Origin of the sequence: Streptomyces sp. ISL-100, from assembly GCF_018614615.1 — a bacterium.
In the GTDB taxonomy this organism is placed as follows: domain Bacteria; phylum Actinomycetota; class Actinomycetes; order Streptomycetales; family Streptomycetaceae; genus Streptomyces.
On the sequence record NZ_JAGGOK010000007.1, the window covers coordinates 20355 to 36383 of the forward strand.

Here is a 16029-nt window from a genome sequence, read left to right on the forward strand (position 1 = left end):
GTGGAGGTGATGTCCGTGACCTGGCCGGACCTCCCACCAGGAGATCGGTCTGCCAGGCCGCGTTTCACCTACTGGCCGTGGGGAGGGGGCTGTTGGCCGTAAGGGCTCGAGGTCTGCGCTTGTCCCGGTGCCGCAGTGGTGTGCGGCTGCTGGGCCGCCGGGTACGGGGGCTGGTTCGGGTAACCCATGCCCTGAGGGTAAGTTCCACCGGGGCCGCCGCTACCTCGGTTGCTGCGACTGCGGATTAGCGCGAAGACGATGCCACCGATGACTACTACGGCTGCGATACCGGCGATGACCAGGATGCCGCCGGAAGAGGTCTTCTTCCTTTTCTTGGCCTGGCTCGTCGTGCTGTCGTCGCTCTCGGAAGCGCTGCCAGCCTTCGAGGACGTGGACGAAGGGGCCTTGGCCAGAGGGCCCTCCTTGGGGCCCTTGGGGATGTTCATTGTGAGCGCCTGGTAGGGACGGAGGATGCCGTAGCCAAACTCCTCGTCAGGCACCTTCTTGACGTCATGCTTCAGGAGTGTCGCCGACTTGATCAGACGATTAATGACCTGCCCTGCTGTGAGATCGGGATACTTGGAGCGCACTAGGGCGGCGGTGGCTGAGACAAACGCTGTCGAGTCCGAGGTGCCGGCCGTTTCTGCATAACCGCCGGAGCGTGTGGGATCGGCGGTTAGATTTTTCTCCCCCGGGGCAGTCAGCGTCATCCCCTTCCCGAAGTTGGACTTATCCCAAAAATCTAGCGATCGGTCGACAGCGCCTACGGCAACCACTCCAGGCAATGCGGCGGGGGTGCTCACCTTCGCTTCCCCGTCATTACCTGCACCGGCTACAACCACGACATCGCGCTCCTGTGCATACGCAATCGCTTTTGCCGCATCGGTCCCTGGATAGGCATGCTCATCAATGAACGAAAGGTTTATGACCGACGCCCCCTGGTCTACCGCATAACGAATCCCAGCCGCCCAGCGACGTTCATCGATTACATCTCCCTTGCCTGTGCGCATAACCCGCACTGGCAAGATCTTTGCCTTAGGCGCAAGGCCCATCACGCCAGCGGAATTATTCTCCCCATGGCCGTGACCAGCAATAAGGCTCGCCATCCCCGTACCGTGCCCACCCTCGTCACTATGAGGGTCTTCATCGCCAGTGAAGTCCTTGCCCGCCAATACTTGCCCAGTCACGTCAGGATGACTAGCGTCCACTCCTGTGTCGACGACAGCAACAGTGACACCCTGCCCTTGAGATTCGGCCCAGACCTTCTCTGAACTGAACACGCCCAACGTCCACTGCTGGTCACGAATGTAATCCGCTGAGGCCACGGGGGCCGAAGTGAGGAGCAAGGCTCCTGTCAGCGCCACGACTCCTGCCGTGGACCAGACTCGCTTGACACCCATTCCTTGCTCCTCACTCAACTACGACTGGTTACGCCAGCCTTCATACACGCAAGCCGCACGGACGTTCCGTGCGGCTCACTCGTGTGTGCCTACTCGATGTTGCGCGGCACGTTCCGGTTGCGGTCCTCTTCCGAGATCCAGGTCTCTTCGTCCTCGACAAGGTAGTCGGGACGGTCGCCCCGCTCATTCTCGTCTCCTTGGCGACGACCATTGCGGCCGCCCATGCCTCCAGCCATGCCACCCGGCATGCCGCCGCGCTGGGTTCCGCCACGGCTACCGTGCAGGCCCGCGCCGCCGCCGGCGCCCGCGCCGGCAATGCCCTTGGCCGCGCCGACTACGCCGCCACGAGCCTTGGCGAGGGCTCCACGGCCACCAGCACCGGCGCCTGCACGGCCGGCCGCGCCAGCTCCGGCGCCACCGCCCATGCCGCCCATGCCGGGTCGGCCTCCGACGCGGCCCGTGCCTCCGGCGCCACTCGGGACGCCAACTCGACCGCCACGGCCACTAACGGGGCTGATCCCGCCGCGACCACCGGCCGGGCGGATACCACCTTGCGAGCCGCCGGGGGCGATAAGGCCTGGGCCTGTGCTGCCACCTCCACCGCCGCCGCCACCGCCACTGACGGGACCCGGGCTAAGGCCAGGTCCAGTCAGGCCGGGCTTGATGCTGTCCACGTTGGTGCCGGTCGAGGGCGGGAGCTGTGCACCTCCCGTGATTCCCTTAGCGCGGGGAATCTGGGGAGCTGTGCCAATCTTGCTGGTGCTGCCAGCGCTCCACGGCTTTGGAGCTGCACCCGCCGCACCTGGTCCACTTCCCGAAGGAGTTGGCATGGTGATGGGGGGAGGCATCGTCACATCGTTGCTTGGCGGCTTGAAGGGGTCCTTCGGGTCGTTGACGGACCCACTCCTCAGGTTCTTGGAATAGACCTGGTAGTTGGCTGCCAACTCCTCCATCACAGCAACGCCCTGCAGCTGCGCCTCCTTGCCCGCTGAGAGCATTTCCTCGTTCGCCTTCGCTGCAGCCTTGGCGTCGACGCCCTTCTTGACGTCTTCGTCCAGCAGGGTCGTGTCCCTGCCCCCGGTGTCCCCCATCCTGTTACAGAAGCTGTCCCAGCCCGAGGGAACCTTGACGTCCCTCATCTTCTCCTTCGCCTTGCGCAAGTCCTTCTGCACTGCATCCAGCTGCGTCGCGGTGAGGTTGGCATGGCTGGCACCATTCCTGATGTCCTGGCCAATCTGAGCCGCCCTCCTCTGGAACGCCCGGGCCGCGTCGCCCTCCCAGTGCTCCATGACGTTATCGACAGCCGACTGCATCATGCCGGCCACGCTGTCCTTGGCCGAGACCGCGTCAACACCGCCTCTGGCGCCGTCACCATCTCCGCCGGAGAGGATGTTGTGGACCTGCTTCCAGCTCAGGCTGGCTTCAAGGATGGAGTCCGGGTCCGAGTCAAGGATCATCCGACGCAGCTCAGGAATACCTTCTTCCATGAAATTCGTCTTGAACTTGCTCCGGTCATACCCCCTACCGCCATTTTCGTGCTCTTCGAGCTTCTCGTCGTGTTCGTCCTTCAGACGCTTCTCTGTCGCCTTCTGCTGCGCTTCTTGCTGCGCAGGCGTGGGCGGTGGCATGACGATGCCCATCTCGATCATCCCCTCCGTCAGTGACCGGTGTGCCTGAAATTAAGTTACGCGCCGAGGTCGTTGTTCTTGGCGGGACCCGAGCCGCCGCCCATGCCGTGCTTATTGGCATGCTCCTGCTCGTTGTACTTGTCCCGGACCTTCGAGGCGCTCTTCCCGAAGTCGTCGATCAGGCCGTGCAGCCCCTTGACCATGCCCTCGATCTTGGTCTTCATCTGCTCGTGGGCCAGAAAGAGGTCGTTCGATTCCTTGAATTTTTCGTTGCCGAACGCACTGCTCGGGACGTTTGTCGAGTACTGCACCTTGCCGCCGGCCTTGTCCATGTCGTCGAGAAGCGCCCAGAGCTTCCGGATGACCTCATCCAGAGCGCTCAAGTCCACCCGCATTCCGTCACTCATACCCCGTGTCCTCTCCCCTGTTTTCTAATTTCCAGCGCCTGCTCGCGCTCAAGTGCCCTGAACTACCTTGACTGTCCAGCCCGCTTGCTCTGCCAGTCCCGTACCGCCACGCCGCTGCCCCCCACCAAAAGAACCAGCAGCATGCCCGCCCCCACCACGTACATCGCGATCCGGCTTTCCTGTTCCGCTTCTGTTTCGCCCATCGTTACCGCCATGGGGATGACCGCGCCTGAGCCCGGTGCCACCTTTGGGTCTTCTTTGGGACGGGTGCCGGGGGTGGAGTCGTCCGAGAGGGCGGCTACTGGGTCTACTACGCCCCAGCCCAGGTAGCGGTTCGGGCCGCGGCCGGGGCGGTTGGCGGATTCCTGGATGCGGGTGGTGATCTGGGCCGCCGACCAGTCCGGGTGCTTTTCCTTCAGCAGCGCCGCTACGCCCGCCACGTACGGCGCCGCGAAGCTCGTGCCGTCCGCCGCGCACTGGCCGCCCTTCGGAACGGTCGAGACCATGCCGACGCCGGGGGCCGCCACGTCCACGAAGTCGCCCGCCTGCGAGAAGAAGGCTCGCTCGTCGTTACGGTCCGAGGCCGCCACCGCCAGGACCCCTGGGTACGACGCGGGGTACGTGTTCGCGGACTTGCCGTTGGCGCCGTCGTTGCCGGATGCCGCGACGATCAGGGCGCCCTTCTCCACGGCCGACGCCACGGCGTTTCGCAGCTCCGGGTTGTCCTGCTTCTTCGCCGTGTCCGAGGAGATGTTGATGATGTCCGCGCCCTTGGCGACCGCGTCACGGATCGCCGCTGACATGGTCCTCGAGTTGCCCTGCTTCTCCTCCCCGCCCGTGTAGCGCAGAGAAAGGATCTTGGCTTCCGGGGCTATGCCCGCGAAGCCGGTGTCCGGGATCACGCGGGCCGCGATGATGCCCGCGACCCGGGTGCCGTGGCCCTCGAGGTCATCCGTGCCGTCGCCCTTGCCGACGTAGTTCTTGCCGCCCGCGGCCATTGCGCCGCGCAGTTGGGGATTCGAGTCGTCTACGCCGGTGTCGATCACGGCGACCGTGACGTTCTTGCCCTTCGCCTGCGCGCGCAGTTGGTCCAGGAGTACGCGCTGGAGCGACCACGGCGTGGACTTTATGATTTCGCCGCCGAACGTGCACTCGGAGCTCGAGGACAGTCCGAAGGACGGAGTGTCGGAGCCGGCGAGGCGCGTCGGAGTGGCGGCGGCCGTCGGCGGGGCGGTCGTGAGACACACCCCGGTGACCGCGAGTACGCCAAATGCCCGCTGCAGTGCGCGGGTTCCACTCGTGCGCGTGCGCGGACGGGGTGTCAGGACCCCCATGTTCAGGCTCCCCAGGCTTCTTTGCTTCGATGATGAAGCTCTAGCTGCTCTAGCTGTTGTGCGGAAGTGGGTCGGCCCAGCGGACGCCATGGCGTCGGCCGGGCCGGCCCATCTCGTCTTCACCTCGGGTTGGTTCAGCCCCAGGTGTTGGCGTTGCTCTTCTCAGTGGCCTGGTAGTTCTCGGCCGAGTTCTGCAGCGCCGCGGCGATCTTCATCAGAGTCGCGTGCAGTGCGGCCGCGGTCTTGTCCCAGTCGCGCTGCTTGCGCTGGTAACCCTCCTGCGCCTCACCTTCCCAGGTGGTGGCGACGCGCCGGACAGCGGCCTCGACGTCATCGAGCTGCTGCTTGATGCGGCCGGCGGTGTTCTTCACGTCCGTGGACGCGTTGGTGATGGTGGCGTAATTGACGAGGATCGACATCGTCGCTTCCTTTCAGGAAGAGGAATGTGGGAAGTGTGAGAGCGGATCAGCCGAAGTCGGACATGATCTTGCTGACTTCAGCGTTCTGCTGCTCTTCCGACGCGGTGTAGTTGCTCCGCGTGGAGTCCACGGCTTCCTTGATGTCGTTGAGGATGTCGCTCATCTTCTTGGCGTCCTCGTTCCACCGGTTCTGGAGCTCGTGGTACGACTTGGCCGCCTGGCCCTGCCAGCCACCCGCGACCTGGTCGATCACTCCGCTGAGACGGCGGATCTCGCCCTGGATCTGACCATTCACCGTGGTGATCTGGCCCGAGAGCCTGGTCAGCTCATCTTCTGTTACCCGAAACTGCCCGGCCATGGTGAACCTTCCCCCATGTCGTTGTTGGTCCGGGAAGCCTGTGCCACTCCCCGGATAAGCGTCATATCAGTGAGCGCTGCAAGCACTCTATCGCCCGTCCGTCACACATCCGCATGTGGCGGTTATCAGTTACAGAGTTCACACACATGCGCGACGACCATGTGATCGAAAACACCAAGTCCGGCCGCAACCAGGCTCGTTGACGTCACTGGCCCTGCGGCTGCGCCGCGCTGCCGGTGTCGAGCGTGGGCCCCTTCGGGATGAACTCCGCCCACGACTGGGGCACGACCGCAGGGTTGACGACCTTCTCGTATCCCAGTCGCGTGCGCGCCTTGTCGGTCTCGCTCGGCTCGCCTTCCGAGCCGTCCGAGGAGGAGCCCGCGCCGTTCTTGTCCGCCGCGCTGTCGTTGTTCGACGGCAGCGAGTAGCGCAGGCCCGTGTCCGTCAGCAGGTACGTCGCGCCACCGCCCTGCGCCGAGCCGGTGACCTCCTTGAAGAGCAGCCCCGAGCCCGAAGAGACGTAGGCGTTCAGCGAGTCGGCGATGACCTTCTTGGGGTACGTCGTCCCTGCCCAGGCGGCGAGCTTCGGCTTCATGTCCGCCCCCAGGGTGCCGCTGTAGACGCTGCACGAGGTGTTCCGGGCCGCACTGGCCGCCGTCGCCACCGGGTTGGCCTGCTTCGGGACCGTCAGCGGCCAGCCCTTGTCCCCGTAGAAGTCACTCGCCTTGCCACCGTTGGCGGTGATGATGTCCGAGGTGCTGGCCTTGATGTAGGCGGGATCGGCGTCTCCGTACGCCACTTCGGCGGACGGCGAGTGCGTGAGCAGATTGGCGACGAACGGCGAGACGGCTGCGACCTGGTCCTTCAGTACGACGTAGTACCGATCCCCCTGGGCTTCCTGCGCCTTGAGCACCCGGCCCACCGTCCCCGCCGCGTCGGGAAGCCCTCGGACCGTCGTCTGCGTCCCGAGGTCCGGCACGGTCGGGAACGCGATGGCGCCGCGCAGTGTGAGGGTCCGCAGCCACTCCGTGCTCACCGGCTGCGGCTCGTTCGGCGTGCCGATGACCGCGGCCTTCAGCTGCTCCATCTCGGTGTCGTCAAGACCCGATGTGCCGCCCAGCAGGAAGGCGTTGCCCTTGCCGTCGATCAGGTATTGCAGCTTCGTCTTGCTGTCGACGACGTACAGCGCCTCGTGCGCGTCGACCTTGCCCGCGTCCTTGACCGACTTCGCGTCGTCGCTGTCGAGGACGAAGACGGCGCGGTCGATGGAGGCGTTCGTACCGCGGGTCGGCCGCTCGCAGACCGCCCAGGTCTTCGCCTCCTCGGCGTCCTCCTTGGTGGGCAGCCGGTCGGGGGCGTACGGGATGCCGAGCGTCGCGCCGTGCGGGATGCCGCTCTTGTCGATGTCCTTGCCGGGGACCTCGATGACGGTGCCCTTGCCCTTGTCCAGCAGGAGCTTGGCGGAGGCGTAGTTGAGGACGGGATGCAGCGTCCGGACCTTCTTGCCGCCCTTGGTCTCGTCGTTGATCACCACGTAGCGCGTCGTGGAATCGCTGTCGACGATGATGTGCTCGCCGGCTGTGTCCCACCCCTTGGGCGCCGACGGCTTGATCACACCCCAGGCGATGAAGCCGATCACCAGGACAACACCCACCGCCAAGCTGGGCATTACCGTCCGAATGGGACGCGGTGCGCCTTCGTCCGAACCTCCCGGCGAAGGTGCCAGGAACGCTGCGACAGTGCGCTTGCGAGCGAACGTATAGGCGGCGAGCTCATCCCGACGCGTTGCCATGGTCCTGGCTCTCCCGTTTTGGTCGTGCGTAAAGGCTGCTTCAGCGGCCGAACAGGCCACCTACTATGCACTGCGCCGCGCGACCGTGATCCACCAGGTACGCGGTCCCCGCCGCATCTTCACAGGCCTGTGCCATTTCGTACCCCGGCACCTGTGTCGCCCCGTGTTCATCAACGGGTACCGTGACCACTCGCACAACTGACGTGGGCAATTGTGGCCCCAGGCCCCGTCGCTGGGATTCGACAGAGAGTTCCGCACCGACGACGGCCACCACTTCGCGAAAGGGATGTCCCGGGGGATGACCAGCGCTACGAGCACTCGGCGCGGACGCCGCGCACAGCAGCAACCGGGCCGTGGCCGCAGAGCCGCGCCGGCCCCGGCTCCCGCCACCACCAGCACCGCCTCGGCGGCGCCGCGCACGCTGCCCCACCCCGGCGGCATGGGTCCGCTGCGACTGCAGCAGCTGATTCTGGTCGAGCTGGCGGCGGCCATCATGCTGGCCGCCTGGGTCACCAGCGAGCGCTGGCTGCTCGCCCCGGCCGGCGCCGTGGCCGCACTGCTGCTGCTCCTGGCGGTCCTGCGCCGGCACCACCGGCCGCTGCCCGAGTGGTACGAGACGGCCCGCGCCCTCAAGCGCCGCCAGCGCGAGGCCAAGCTGCCCGTCCCGCCGGGTACGGATCCGATGCTGGCCCCGACCGTGGAGTGCGACTCCGCCCTGCGGACGTACACCTTCGTGTCCCGTGACGACCGCTCGATCGGCATGATCGGCGACGGGTCCTTCCTGACCGCCGTGCTGTTCGTGCAGCCGGGCGACGAACCGCTGCGCCCCGGATTCGCCGGGCGCCAACTGCCGCTGCAGCTGATCCAGGACGCCCTTGAGGTCGACGGCATCAAGCTCGCCTCCGCGCAGGTCGTGCAGCACACCCAGCCGGCGCCCGCGCCCCATCTGCCCCAGCAGTCCGTCGCAGCACGGTCGTACGGACCTCTCCAGGCCCAGGCCGGTTCTCCCGCGCTCCGGCTCACGTGGGTCGCCCTCAAGCTCGACCCGGAACTGTGCCCCGAGGCGGTGGAGGCGCGCGGCGACGGCGCCCCCGGCACCCAGCGCGCTCTGCTGCGCGTGGCCGACCAGCTGGCGAGCCGGCTGGCCGGAGCCGGCTTCGAGGCGACGATCCTCGACGAGAACGAGCTCGTACAGGCGCTCGCGACGTCGAGCTGCCTCAACCCGCGGGCCAACAACGCGCAGCGCGGTCAGGACGGGCGCCCGGCTCAGCGGCGTACGGTCGAATCGGTGCGCAGCTGGCGCGTCGACGACCGGTGGCACTCCACCTACTGGATCTCCCGCTGGCCGCAGTTGGGAGACAACGGCGTCGCACTGCCGCGGCTCATCACCCAGTTCACCTCGCTGCCCGTCCTCGCGACGACGTTCAGCATGACCCTGAGCAAGGCTGGCAACCGCGGCGTGTCCGTCACCGGACATGTGCGCATCACCGGGCGCGGCGAGAACGAACTCGGCCAGGTACGGCGGGACTTGGAGCGCGCCGCGAGCGCGTCCAAGGTCGGCCTGGTGCGTCTCGACCGGGAACAGGTCCCCGGAGCACTCGCCACCCTGCCGCTCGGAGGTACCTACTGATGTCCTACCCCACACCGACCATGAACCAGGGTCAGCGCGGCCAGGAGCCCGCCCGCACACCCGCGCATGTGGCCTCGCCCACCGACACGGGCCTGATCCCGGTCATCCGGCCGGAAACGCCTCAGCAGCAACGGCGCATTTTCAGCCCGGGGTTCGGGCTGCGCGGACCGCGCCGTAACCGTCATGTCGTCACCGCCGAGGAAATCGCGGCGATCAGCATGCCCATCGGCGACGACGGCGTGATCATCGGCACCGACACCGCCTCCCAGCCGGCGGTGCTCGGCCTGGCCCGGCCCACCGCCTTCGACGTCGTCGTCGTGGGCGGCCTGTGGATGGCACAGGTGCTGGCGCTGCGCTCGGCCGCGACAGGCGCGCGCGTGGCCGTCGAGACCGGTCGCCCACAGGCCTGGCAGCAGCTGGCCCAGGCGGCGGGTGGCGGTCAGCAGTGCATGACGATCTATCCGGTGGGGCGGGTTCCGGCGCAGGGTCCTTCGGTCTCCAGTCCGGTGGTGCTGATCCGCGACTGCGGCGTACGTCCGCCGCGTGGACGGGTTACGTCCCTGCCGTGGCAGGCCGTGGTGACCGTGCTGCCGTTCGTGGGCGAGCACGCGCCGCGCTGGCTGGCGCAGGCGCAGTTGGTCGGGATCCAGCGCATCTCTCCGCAGGAGACCGAGGTCGTACGGGAGATCCTCGGCATCCCGGCGGAGCACTTGGAGATGCTGCCGACGCTCTCCGACAACGTCGCGCTGTGGTGCACACGCAAGCATCGCAAGTACGTCATGACCGAGGCCACGGACGCGGAGACGGGCCTGCTCGGTATGGCCCGCCGCCTGGACTAGCGTCCCGCGCCGAGCGTCGCGGGCTGGGGGCGGGCCGGGCCGGTCGCCGGGGGAACAGTGGGGCCGGTCCGCACGCAAGGGCGCTTTTCCGTACGGTGGGGCGAAAGATTAGTCTTCTGGTGATGCGGTGAACGTCGCAGCCGCGTAGGAACGCGCCACCCCATCCGCCCGACCGCGACGACGCCAGCAGCAGTGGCTGACCAGGAGGCAAAGCAGTGAACAGGGATCGGTCCGAGTACGACGGCGGCGGCCAGTCCTCGGACGGGGACGACCGCGAGCTGGATCTCACCGGCGAGTTCGAAATCGTCTACGAGCCTCCTGCCTGGTACGACCAGAGCACGCGGGGTGGAGCCGCGCAGGGCGGACAGGGCGACTCCGGGCACGTGTCCCCGCCGCCGCCGACCGGACCGCCGCTCGGTCAGGGTGGACCCGCTCCGCAGGGGCCGCCGGCACCTCAGGTCCCCGCGCAGGCGCAGCCGTACGCTCAGGGCGCTCCGCAGGGTTACGGGTTTCCGCAGCAGCAGGGCCCCGGCGTGCCGCAGCAGCCGACGCCTCAGCAAGCAGCACCCCAGCAGGCCGGTGGGTACGGATATCCCCAGCAGGCCGCGCCGGGTGGATACGGGTACCCCCAGCAGCAGCCCCCGCCCGCCGCGCCCCAGCCGGGCCAGGACACTTCGGGCGGCTACGGGTATCCGCAACAGCAGCAGCCGGCCCAGCCGGTCGCGGCCGCCATGCCCCAGGCACCGGCCCCAGCACCGGCACCGGCACCCGGCTTCCCTGTACTGCGCCCGGTCGACGACGGCGGGCAGGCCGCCGCGCCCCAGGCCGCCGCACCGGAGCCGAACGTCCCCGAACAGCGGGCCCCGGCGCAGGAGATCCCCGAGCCCAACTACGCCGCCGCCGACGCCGAAGCGGCAGCGCTGTTCGGCAGCGCCGATGACGACGACTCGGCAGAGGAGCACACCGACGAGGCGGCAACGGGTGACTCCGAGGCCGCGTCCAGCGCCGAAGGCGACGCCGGCACTGACTCCGGCTCGGCGACGGACGCCCAGGCGGATGCGGAGGCTGCGGCCAGCGGCGACGGCGCGGACGCAGCCGGTGCCGCGTCGGCAGCAGTAGCGCCCGGCGCACCCGAACCCCAGTCGGCCGCCGCGCATGTTCAGCCGCCGCAGAGTGAGCCCGCGCAGCAGGCTTCCCAGGAGCTTCCCCCTCTGCCGCAGGGTTACCAGCCCGCGCAGCAGCCCGTACAGCAGCCCGTCCAGGGGGCACCGCAGCAGGCCGGCCAGCCGGACCCGCAGGCCGCGGCCGCGCAGGCCGCCGGATACGGCTACCCCCAGCCCGTCGCCCAGCCGCAGCCGCAGCCGCAGTACCAGATCCCCCCGCAGGGCACCTTCGGCGCGGCCCAGCCACTGCCGGCGGCGCAGCAGCACCCGGGGTACCCGGCGCAGGGCGGACAGCCCGCGCCCAGCTACCCGCAGCAGCCCCAGCAGCAGGCACCGCAGGCCGCACAGCCGCAGCCCGTACACCCGCAGGCGGCGCAGCCGCAGCCCGTACACCCGCCGCAGCAGCCCCAGCAGCCGCAGCCCGGCTACAACTACCCGCCGCAGCAGGCCGGTTACGGCTACCCGCAGCCCGCACAGCCGCAGCCTCAGCCACACCAGCAGCAGGCACAGCCGCAGCAGCCGCAGCAGCCGCAACAGCCCCAGTACCAGCAGCACCCCCAGCAGCAGGCGCCACAACAGGCGCCCCAGCAGCAGCAACCCACCCCACCGCCCGCCTACGGCAACCAGGGCTGGACCGCTCCGGCAGGACCGCAGGCCGGTGCTCCTCAGCAGCAGGCCGCACCGGGCACCCCGCTCGGTTACAACGCCGCCGTCGAGCTCTCCTCCGACCGGCTGCTGCGCAACCAGCCCAAGGCCCGTAAGAACAACGCGGGTCCGTCCCGCTTCAAGCTCGGCGCCAAGAAGGAAGAGGAAGAGCGACAGCGCAAGCTGGCGCTGATCCGTACGCCGGTGATGTCGTGCTACCGGATCGCGGTGATCAGCCTCAAGGGCGGCGTCGGCAAGACCACGACGACCATGTCGCTCGGCGCCACGCTCGCGTCCGAGCGCCAGGACAAGATCCTCGCGATCGACGCCAACCCGGACGCCGGCACGCTCGGCCGACGCGTTCGGCGCGAGACCGGCGCGACCATCCGCGACCTGGTGCAGGCGATCCCGCAGCTGAACAGCTACATGGACATCCGCCGCTTCACCTCGCAGGCCCCGTCCGGTCTTGAGATCATCGCCAACGACGTGGACCCGGCGGTCTCCACGACCTTCAACGACCAGGACTACCGCAGTGCGCTCGAAGTCCTGGGCAGGCAGTACCCGATCATCCTCACCGACTCGGGCACCGGACTGCTCTACAGCGCGATGCGCGGAGTCCTCGACCTCGCCGACCAGCTGATCATCATCTCCACGCCGTCCGTGGACGGTGCGAGCAGCGCCTCGACGACCCTCGACTGGCTCTCCGCGAACGGCTTCGCCGACCTCGTCCAGCGGTCGCTCACCGTGATCTCCGGGGTCCGCGAGACCGGCAAGATGATCAAGGTTGACGACATCGTCGCGCACTTCGAGACCCGCTGCCGCGGCGTCGTGGTCGTGCCCTTCGACGAACACCTCGCGGCCGGCGCCGAGGTCGACCTGAACATGATGCGTCCCAAGACCCGGGAGGCGTACTTCCACATCGCGGCCCTCGTCGCCGAGGACATCGCCCGCACCCAGCAGGGCCAGGGCTTCGCCGCCCCGCAACAGCAGGCCCCGCACCAGCAGGCCCCCCAGCAGCAGGCGCCGCACCAGCAGCCCCCGCAGGGGTACCCCCCGCAGCAGCACCCCGGCGCCGCTCCCCCGCCGGGGCAGGGCTGGCAGCAGCAGCCTCCGCAGGGTCAGGGCTGGCAGCAGCAGCCGGCACCGCCGCAGCAGAACCCGCAGCAGCCCGGCCCCGGCTGGACGCAGCAGTAGCACCTGGGCCTCGTCGCCATCCCCCGTGTGGGTGAGTTCCTCCAAGGTGCTTATACGCACGGCATATTGAGTCGGCCTAAGATGCCCGAAGCGTCGTCGTCCGGCCGTTACGAAGAGGGAGATTGACTGATGGGGAGCGCACAGGAGAAGGAAGAGCTGTACGCCCTCGATATCTCAGGCATCGAGTGGCACAGCGCGCCCGGCACGAGTGAGAACGAGGAGCGGGTCGAGATCGCGTACCTGCCCGGCGGGGCCGTCGCGATGAGGTCGTCCATGGATCCGGAGACCGTGCTGCGGTACACGGAAGCCGAGTGGCGGGCGTTCGTACTCGGAGCGCGCGACGGTGAGTTCGACCTGACCTGAGTGCCGTGCCGTGACCTGCCGTGACAGCACTTCGCCCCGCCGGATGAGATCCGGCGGGGCGAAGTCGTTGCGAGCCGCGGTGTCAGCGGCGACTTCTGCCTATGAGGAAAGCCAGACCCCAGGCGGCGGCCGCGGCGGCCAGGAGGCCGAGCAGGGTGTGCCATTCGCTGTTGTTCGCGCTGCCCCACCACACCTCGGCGGGATAGAAGGGCGCGTCCCGCATCATGGCTTTGAAGGCGAACCACCCACCGCTGTCGGCGGTGATGAGAACGATGCCGTTGGTGTAGCCGAAGAAGGTGCCCAGCATGGCCACAAGGACGCCGCTGATGTGGGCGCCGGTCCTGCTGCGGCCCACCAGGCCGACCACGGCGCCGACGGCCGCCCCGTTCAGCAGGGCGTGGACCACGTACAGCGTCATGGTCGTGTTCTTCGTGAGGTCTTCGTACGTGCCGTACCAGACGAGGCTGTAGAGCGCCGCGATGACGATCGAGACGAGAAGCCCAAGGAAGAACGCGCCGACCGGGTTGCCCGACCTCGGCTGCGGTGCGTACGGCGCCTGATAGGGGTACCCGGGCTGCACCGGGAACTGCCCGGGGGCCGGCGGCGGTGCACCGAACCCCTGCGGGGGCGCCGGCGGCTGTGGGGGTACGGGCGGCTGGTTGCCCGGGTTGTACTGCGGCTGCCAGGGCTGGCTCATGAAGGGGTCCCCCGAGAAACAGATGGTGATTAGCTCAAATTATCAAACCCGATCACGCACGCCCCTACGGGCGATCTCAACCTCCGCCAGATCCTCACCAGTAGGGCAACAAGGGTGTAGACCAATGAGGGCGCACGCCGCTTCCACGAGGCGCGCCTTGTGTCGTTCGCTCAGGCATTCCCGCAGTACACACGGGGTTTCGGACATCGTTGACGCGGCCGGACCGGCGCTGATAAACCTTCGCTTCACCAGCTGGACATCAGTGATCAACACGCCTTCTCCGAGCGAGTGATGACACGAGGTCAAGGTCCCATGGACACCACAGTTCCGCGCAGTACCCGGCCCTCCACCCGAATCCGAACGCTGCTTGCCGTCGGAGCCACCGCCCTGGCCCTGACCGCCGGAGCCGCGACCCCGCTGAATCCCGCACCGCAGGAAGCGCGAGCAGACGGCTCGCGGACACTGACTGTCGCGGTCTCGCAGAGCGTCGACTCCCTCAGCCCGTTCCTGGCTCAGCGCCTGGTCTCCACCACCGTCCACCGGCTGATCTACGAGAACCTGACGAACTACTCCCCCAAGGACAACCACGCGATCCCGGGCCTCGCCACCAAGTGGCAGCCGTCCCCCGACAAGCTGACGTGGACGTACACGATCCGTGAGGACTCGAACTGGTCCGACGGCAAACAGGCCACCGCCGAGGACGCCGCGTGGACGTTCAACACGATGATGAAGGACGAGGGCGCGGCCACCGCCAACGGCAGCTTCGTCGCCAACTTCAAGAAGGTCACCGCCCCCAGTCCCACCCGGCTGGTCATCGAGCTGAAGAAGCCGCAGGCCACCATGGCCGCGCTCGACGTGCCGATCCTCCCCAAGCACGAGTGGGAGAAGGTCGGCGACTTCTCGAAGTTCAACAACGACAAGAAGTTCCCCGTCGTCGGCAACGGTCCGTTCGTCCTCACGGACTACAAGGTCGACCAGTACGTCAAGTTCAAGCCGAACCAGAAGTTCTGGCGCGGCGCCCCGAAGTTCGACGAGCTGGTCCTGAAGTACTACAAGGACGGTGACGCGGCCGTCGCCGCGCTCCAGAAGGGCGAGGTGTCCTTCGCGGCCAACCTCACCCCCGCCCAGGCCGCGTCCCTCGCGAAGGCCAAGAACATCAAGGTCAACGACGCCCCGGGGCGTCGCTTCTACGCGCTCGCCACCAACCCGGGCGCCAGGTCCAAGGACGGCAAGAAGTTCGGTGACGGCCACCCCGCGCTGCTGAACCCGAAGGTGCGCCAGGCACTCCTCGCCGCCACCGACCGCAAGACCATCATCGACAAGGTGTTCCAGGGCCACGCCGTCGAGGGCGAGGGATACATCCCGCCGCGCTTCTCGGCGTACCACTGGAAGCCGGCCGAAGGTCAGAAGATCGCGTACGACCCGGCCAAGGCGGCCACGCTCCTCGACGAGGCGGGCTACAAGAAGAACAAAGCAGGCAAGCGCGTCGGCAAGGACGGCAAGCCGCTGGACTTCCGCATCCTGTGCCACGCCACCGACCCGAACGACAAAGCCATCGGCAAGTACATGCAGGAGTGGTGGGGCGACCTCGGCATCGGGCTCAAGGTCGACTGCCTCGACAACGTCTCCGACCCCTGGCTGGCCGGCGAGTACGACCTGGCCTTCGACGGCTGGTCCGTCAACCCCGATCCCGACTTCGTCCTCTCCATTCACACGTGCGCCGCGCTGCCGTCCACGCCCAAGGACACCGGCGCGACGGACAACTTCATCTGCGACAAGAAGTTCGACGAGCTCTACGCGAAGCAGACCGCGGAGTACGACCAGGCCAAGCGCGCCGATCTCGTCAAGCAGATGCAGTCGCGGCTTTACGACACCGGGTACATGAATGTCATGGCGTACCCGAACGCGGTCGAGGCGTACCGTACCGACCAGATCAGGGCGATCACGACAATGCCCGAGTCCGGCGGCAATCTGTGGGGCCAGGACGGCTACTGGAGCTGGTGGTCCGCCGTGCCCGCCGACGTGAACGACACCTCCGAGGAGGGCGGCGCCGCCTCCACCGGTCTCGTCATCGGAATCGGCGTGGCCGTCGTCCTCGCCGCGGGACTCGGGGCCTTCGTCGCCATGCGCCGCCGCTCCACCGCGGAAGACCGTGAGTAG

General features: G+C 67.8%; 13 protein-coding genes. 5 read left to right on the top strand and 8 right to left on the bottom strand.

Annotated features, from left to right (window positions below; translation table 11 throughout):
• Positions 1–68: 68 nt before the first annotated feature.
• The 7 genes from mycP (J7E89_RS04195) to eccB all read right to left on the bottom strand — a co-directional run bounded on the left by mycP (J7E89_RS04195) (position 69) and on the right by eccB (position 7338).
• Positions 69–1400 carry a type VII secretion-associated serine protease mycosin gene (mycP, locus tag J7E89_RS04195; RefSeq protein WP_214968475.1) on the bottom strand — a complete coding sequence of 444 codons (1332 nt, stop codon included), beginning with the start codon at positions 1398–1400 and terminating at the stop codon, positions 69–71.
• Positions 1401–1489: 89 nt separating this feature from the next.
• A complete protein-coding gene (locus J7E89_RS04200; RefSeq protein ID WP_214968477.1) occupies positions 1490–3049 on the bottom strand; it encodes a hypothetical protein in 1560 nt (519 codons plus the stop codon).
• Between the two features lie 35 nt (positions 3050–3084).
• On the bottom strand, positions 3085–3435 hold the full coding sequence (locus tag J7E89_RS04205) for a hypothetical protein (RefSeq protein ID WP_214968479.1): 351 nt from the start codon (positions 3433–3435) through the stop codon (positions 3085–3087).
• A gap of 62 nt (positions 3436–3497) precedes the next feature.
• Positions 3498–4769, bottom strand: coding sequence for a type VII secretion-associated serine protease mycosin (gene mycP, locus J7E89_RS04210; RefSeq protein ID WP_214968482.1), 1272 nt, complete (start codon positions 4767–4769; stop codon positions 3498–3500).
• Between the two features lie 134 nt (positions 4770–4903).
• Positions 4904–5188 (bottom strand): WXG100 family type VII secretion target, encoded by a 285-nt coding sequence (locus J7E89_RS04215; protein ID WP_214968483.1) that lies wholly within the window; start codon positions 5186–5188, stop codon positions 4904–4906.
• A gap of 46 nt (positions 5189–5234) precedes the next feature.
• Positions 5235–5546: a WXG100 family type VII secretion target gene (locus J7E89_RS04220; RefSeq protein ID WP_214968486.1), complete on the bottom strand. Its 312-nt coding sequence runs from the start codon at positions 5544–5546 to the stop codon at positions 5235–5237.
• Between the two features lie 205 nt (positions 5547–5751).
• Positions 5752–7338, bottom strand: a complete 1587-nt coding sequence (gene eccB, locus J7E89_RS04225) for a type VII secretion protein EccB (RefSeq protein WP_214968488.1) — start codon at positions 7336–7338, stop codon at positions 5752–5754.
• A 298-nt stretch (positions 7339–7636) separates the two neighbouring features.
• Between eccB and eccE the strand changes: the two genes are divergently transcribed.
• The 4 genes from eccE to J7E89_RS04245 all read left to right on the top strand — a co-directional run bounded on the left by eccE (position 7637) and on the right by J7E89_RS04245 (position 13172).
• Positions 7637–8968: a type VII secretion protein EccE gene (gene eccE, locus J7E89_RS04230; RefSeq protein WP_214968490.1), complete on the top strand. Its 1332-nt coding sequence runs from the start codon at positions 7637–7639 to the stop codon at positions 8966–8968.
• Positions 8968–9807 carry a hypothetical protein gene (locus J7E89_RS04235; RefSeq protein WP_214968493.1) on the top strand — a complete coding sequence of 280 codons (840 nt, stop codon included), beginning with the start codon at positions 8968–8970 and terminating at the stop codon, positions 9805–9807. The genes eccE and J7E89_RS04235 overlap by 1 nt, the downstream gene beginning before the upstream one ends.
• Before the next feature lie 215 nt (positions 9808–10022).
• Entirely contained in the window at positions 10023–12809 is a 2787-nt protein-coding gene (locus tag J7E89_RS42005; RefSeq protein ID WP_214968495.1) for an SCO5717 family growth-regulating ATPase, read from the top strand.
• Positions 12810–12938: 129 nt separating this feature from the next.
• Positions 12939–13172, top strand: a complete 234-nt coding sequence (locus tag J7E89_RS04245; RefSeq protein ID WP_214968497.1) for a DUF397 domain-containing protein — start codon at positions 12939–12941, stop codon at positions 13170–13172.
• Between the two features lie 82 nt (positions 13173–13254).
• On the opposite strand, the gene J7E89_RS04250 is transcribed toward J7E89_RS04245, so the two are convergent.
• On the bottom strand, positions 13255–13869 hold the full coding sequence (locus J7E89_RS04250; RefSeq protein ID WP_214968499.1) for a hypothetical protein: 615 nt from the start codon (positions 13867–13869) through the stop codon (positions 13255–13257).
• Positions 13870–14181: 312 nt separating this feature from the next.
• Here J7E89_RS04250 and J7E89_RS04255 point away from each other — a divergent pair, with 312 nt between their 5' ends.
• Entirely contained in the window at positions 14182–16029 is a 1848-nt protein-coding gene (locus J7E89_RS04255; protein WP_214968501.1) for an ABC transporter substrate-binding protein, read from the top strand.

Excerpts from the sequence above, each read along its gene's own strand:
- mycP (WP_214968475.1), bottom strand. The coding sequence starts at position 1,400 with ATGGGTGTCAAGCGAGTCTGGTCCACGGCAGGAGTCGTGGCGCTGACA.
- J7E89_RS04200 (WP_214968477.1), bottom strand. The coding sequence starts at position 3,049 with ATGATCGAGATGGGCATCGTCATGCCACCGCCCACGCCTGCGCAGCAA.
- J7E89_RS04205 (WP_214968479.1), bottom strand. The coding sequence starts at position 3,435 with ATGAGTGACGGAATGCGGGTGGACTTGAGCGCTCTGGATGAGGTCATC.
- mycP (WP_214968482.1), bottom strand. The coding sequence starts at position 4,769 with ATGGGGGTCCTGACACCCCGTCCGCGCACGCGCACGAGTGGAACCCGC.
- J7E89_RS04215 (WP_214968483.1), bottom strand. The coding sequence starts at position 5,188 with ATGTCGATCCTCGTCAATTACGCCACCATCACCAACGCGTCCACGGAC.
- J7E89_RS04220 (WP_214968486.1), bottom strand. The coding sequence starts at position 5,546 with ATGGCCGGGCAGTTTCGGGTAACAGAAGATGAGCTGACCAGGCTCTCG.
- eccB (WP_214968488.1), bottom strand. The coding sequence starts at position 7,338 with ATGGCAACGCGTCGGGATGAGCTCGCCGCCTATACGTTCGCTCGCAAG.
- eccE (WP_214968490.1), top strand. The coding sequence starts at position 7,637 with ATGACCAGCGCTACGAGCACTCGGCGCGGACGCCGCGCACAGCAGCAA.
- J7E89_RS04235 (WP_214968493.1), top strand. The coding sequence starts at position 8,968 with ATGTCCTACCCCACACCGACCATGAACCAGGGTCAGCGCGGCCAGGAG.
- J7E89_RS04245 (WP_214968497.1), top strand. The coding sequence starts at position 12,939 with ATGGGGAGCGCACAGGAGAAGGAAGAGCTGTACGCCCTCGATATCTCA.
- J7E89_RS04250 (WP_214968499.1), bottom strand. The coding sequence starts at position 13,869 with ATGAGCCAGCCCTGGCAGCCGCAGTACAACCCGGGCAACCAGCCGCCC.
- J7E89_RS04255 (WP_214968501.1), top strand. The coding sequence starts at position 14,182 with ATGGACACCACAGTTCCGCGCAGTACCCGGCCCTCCACCCGAATCCGA.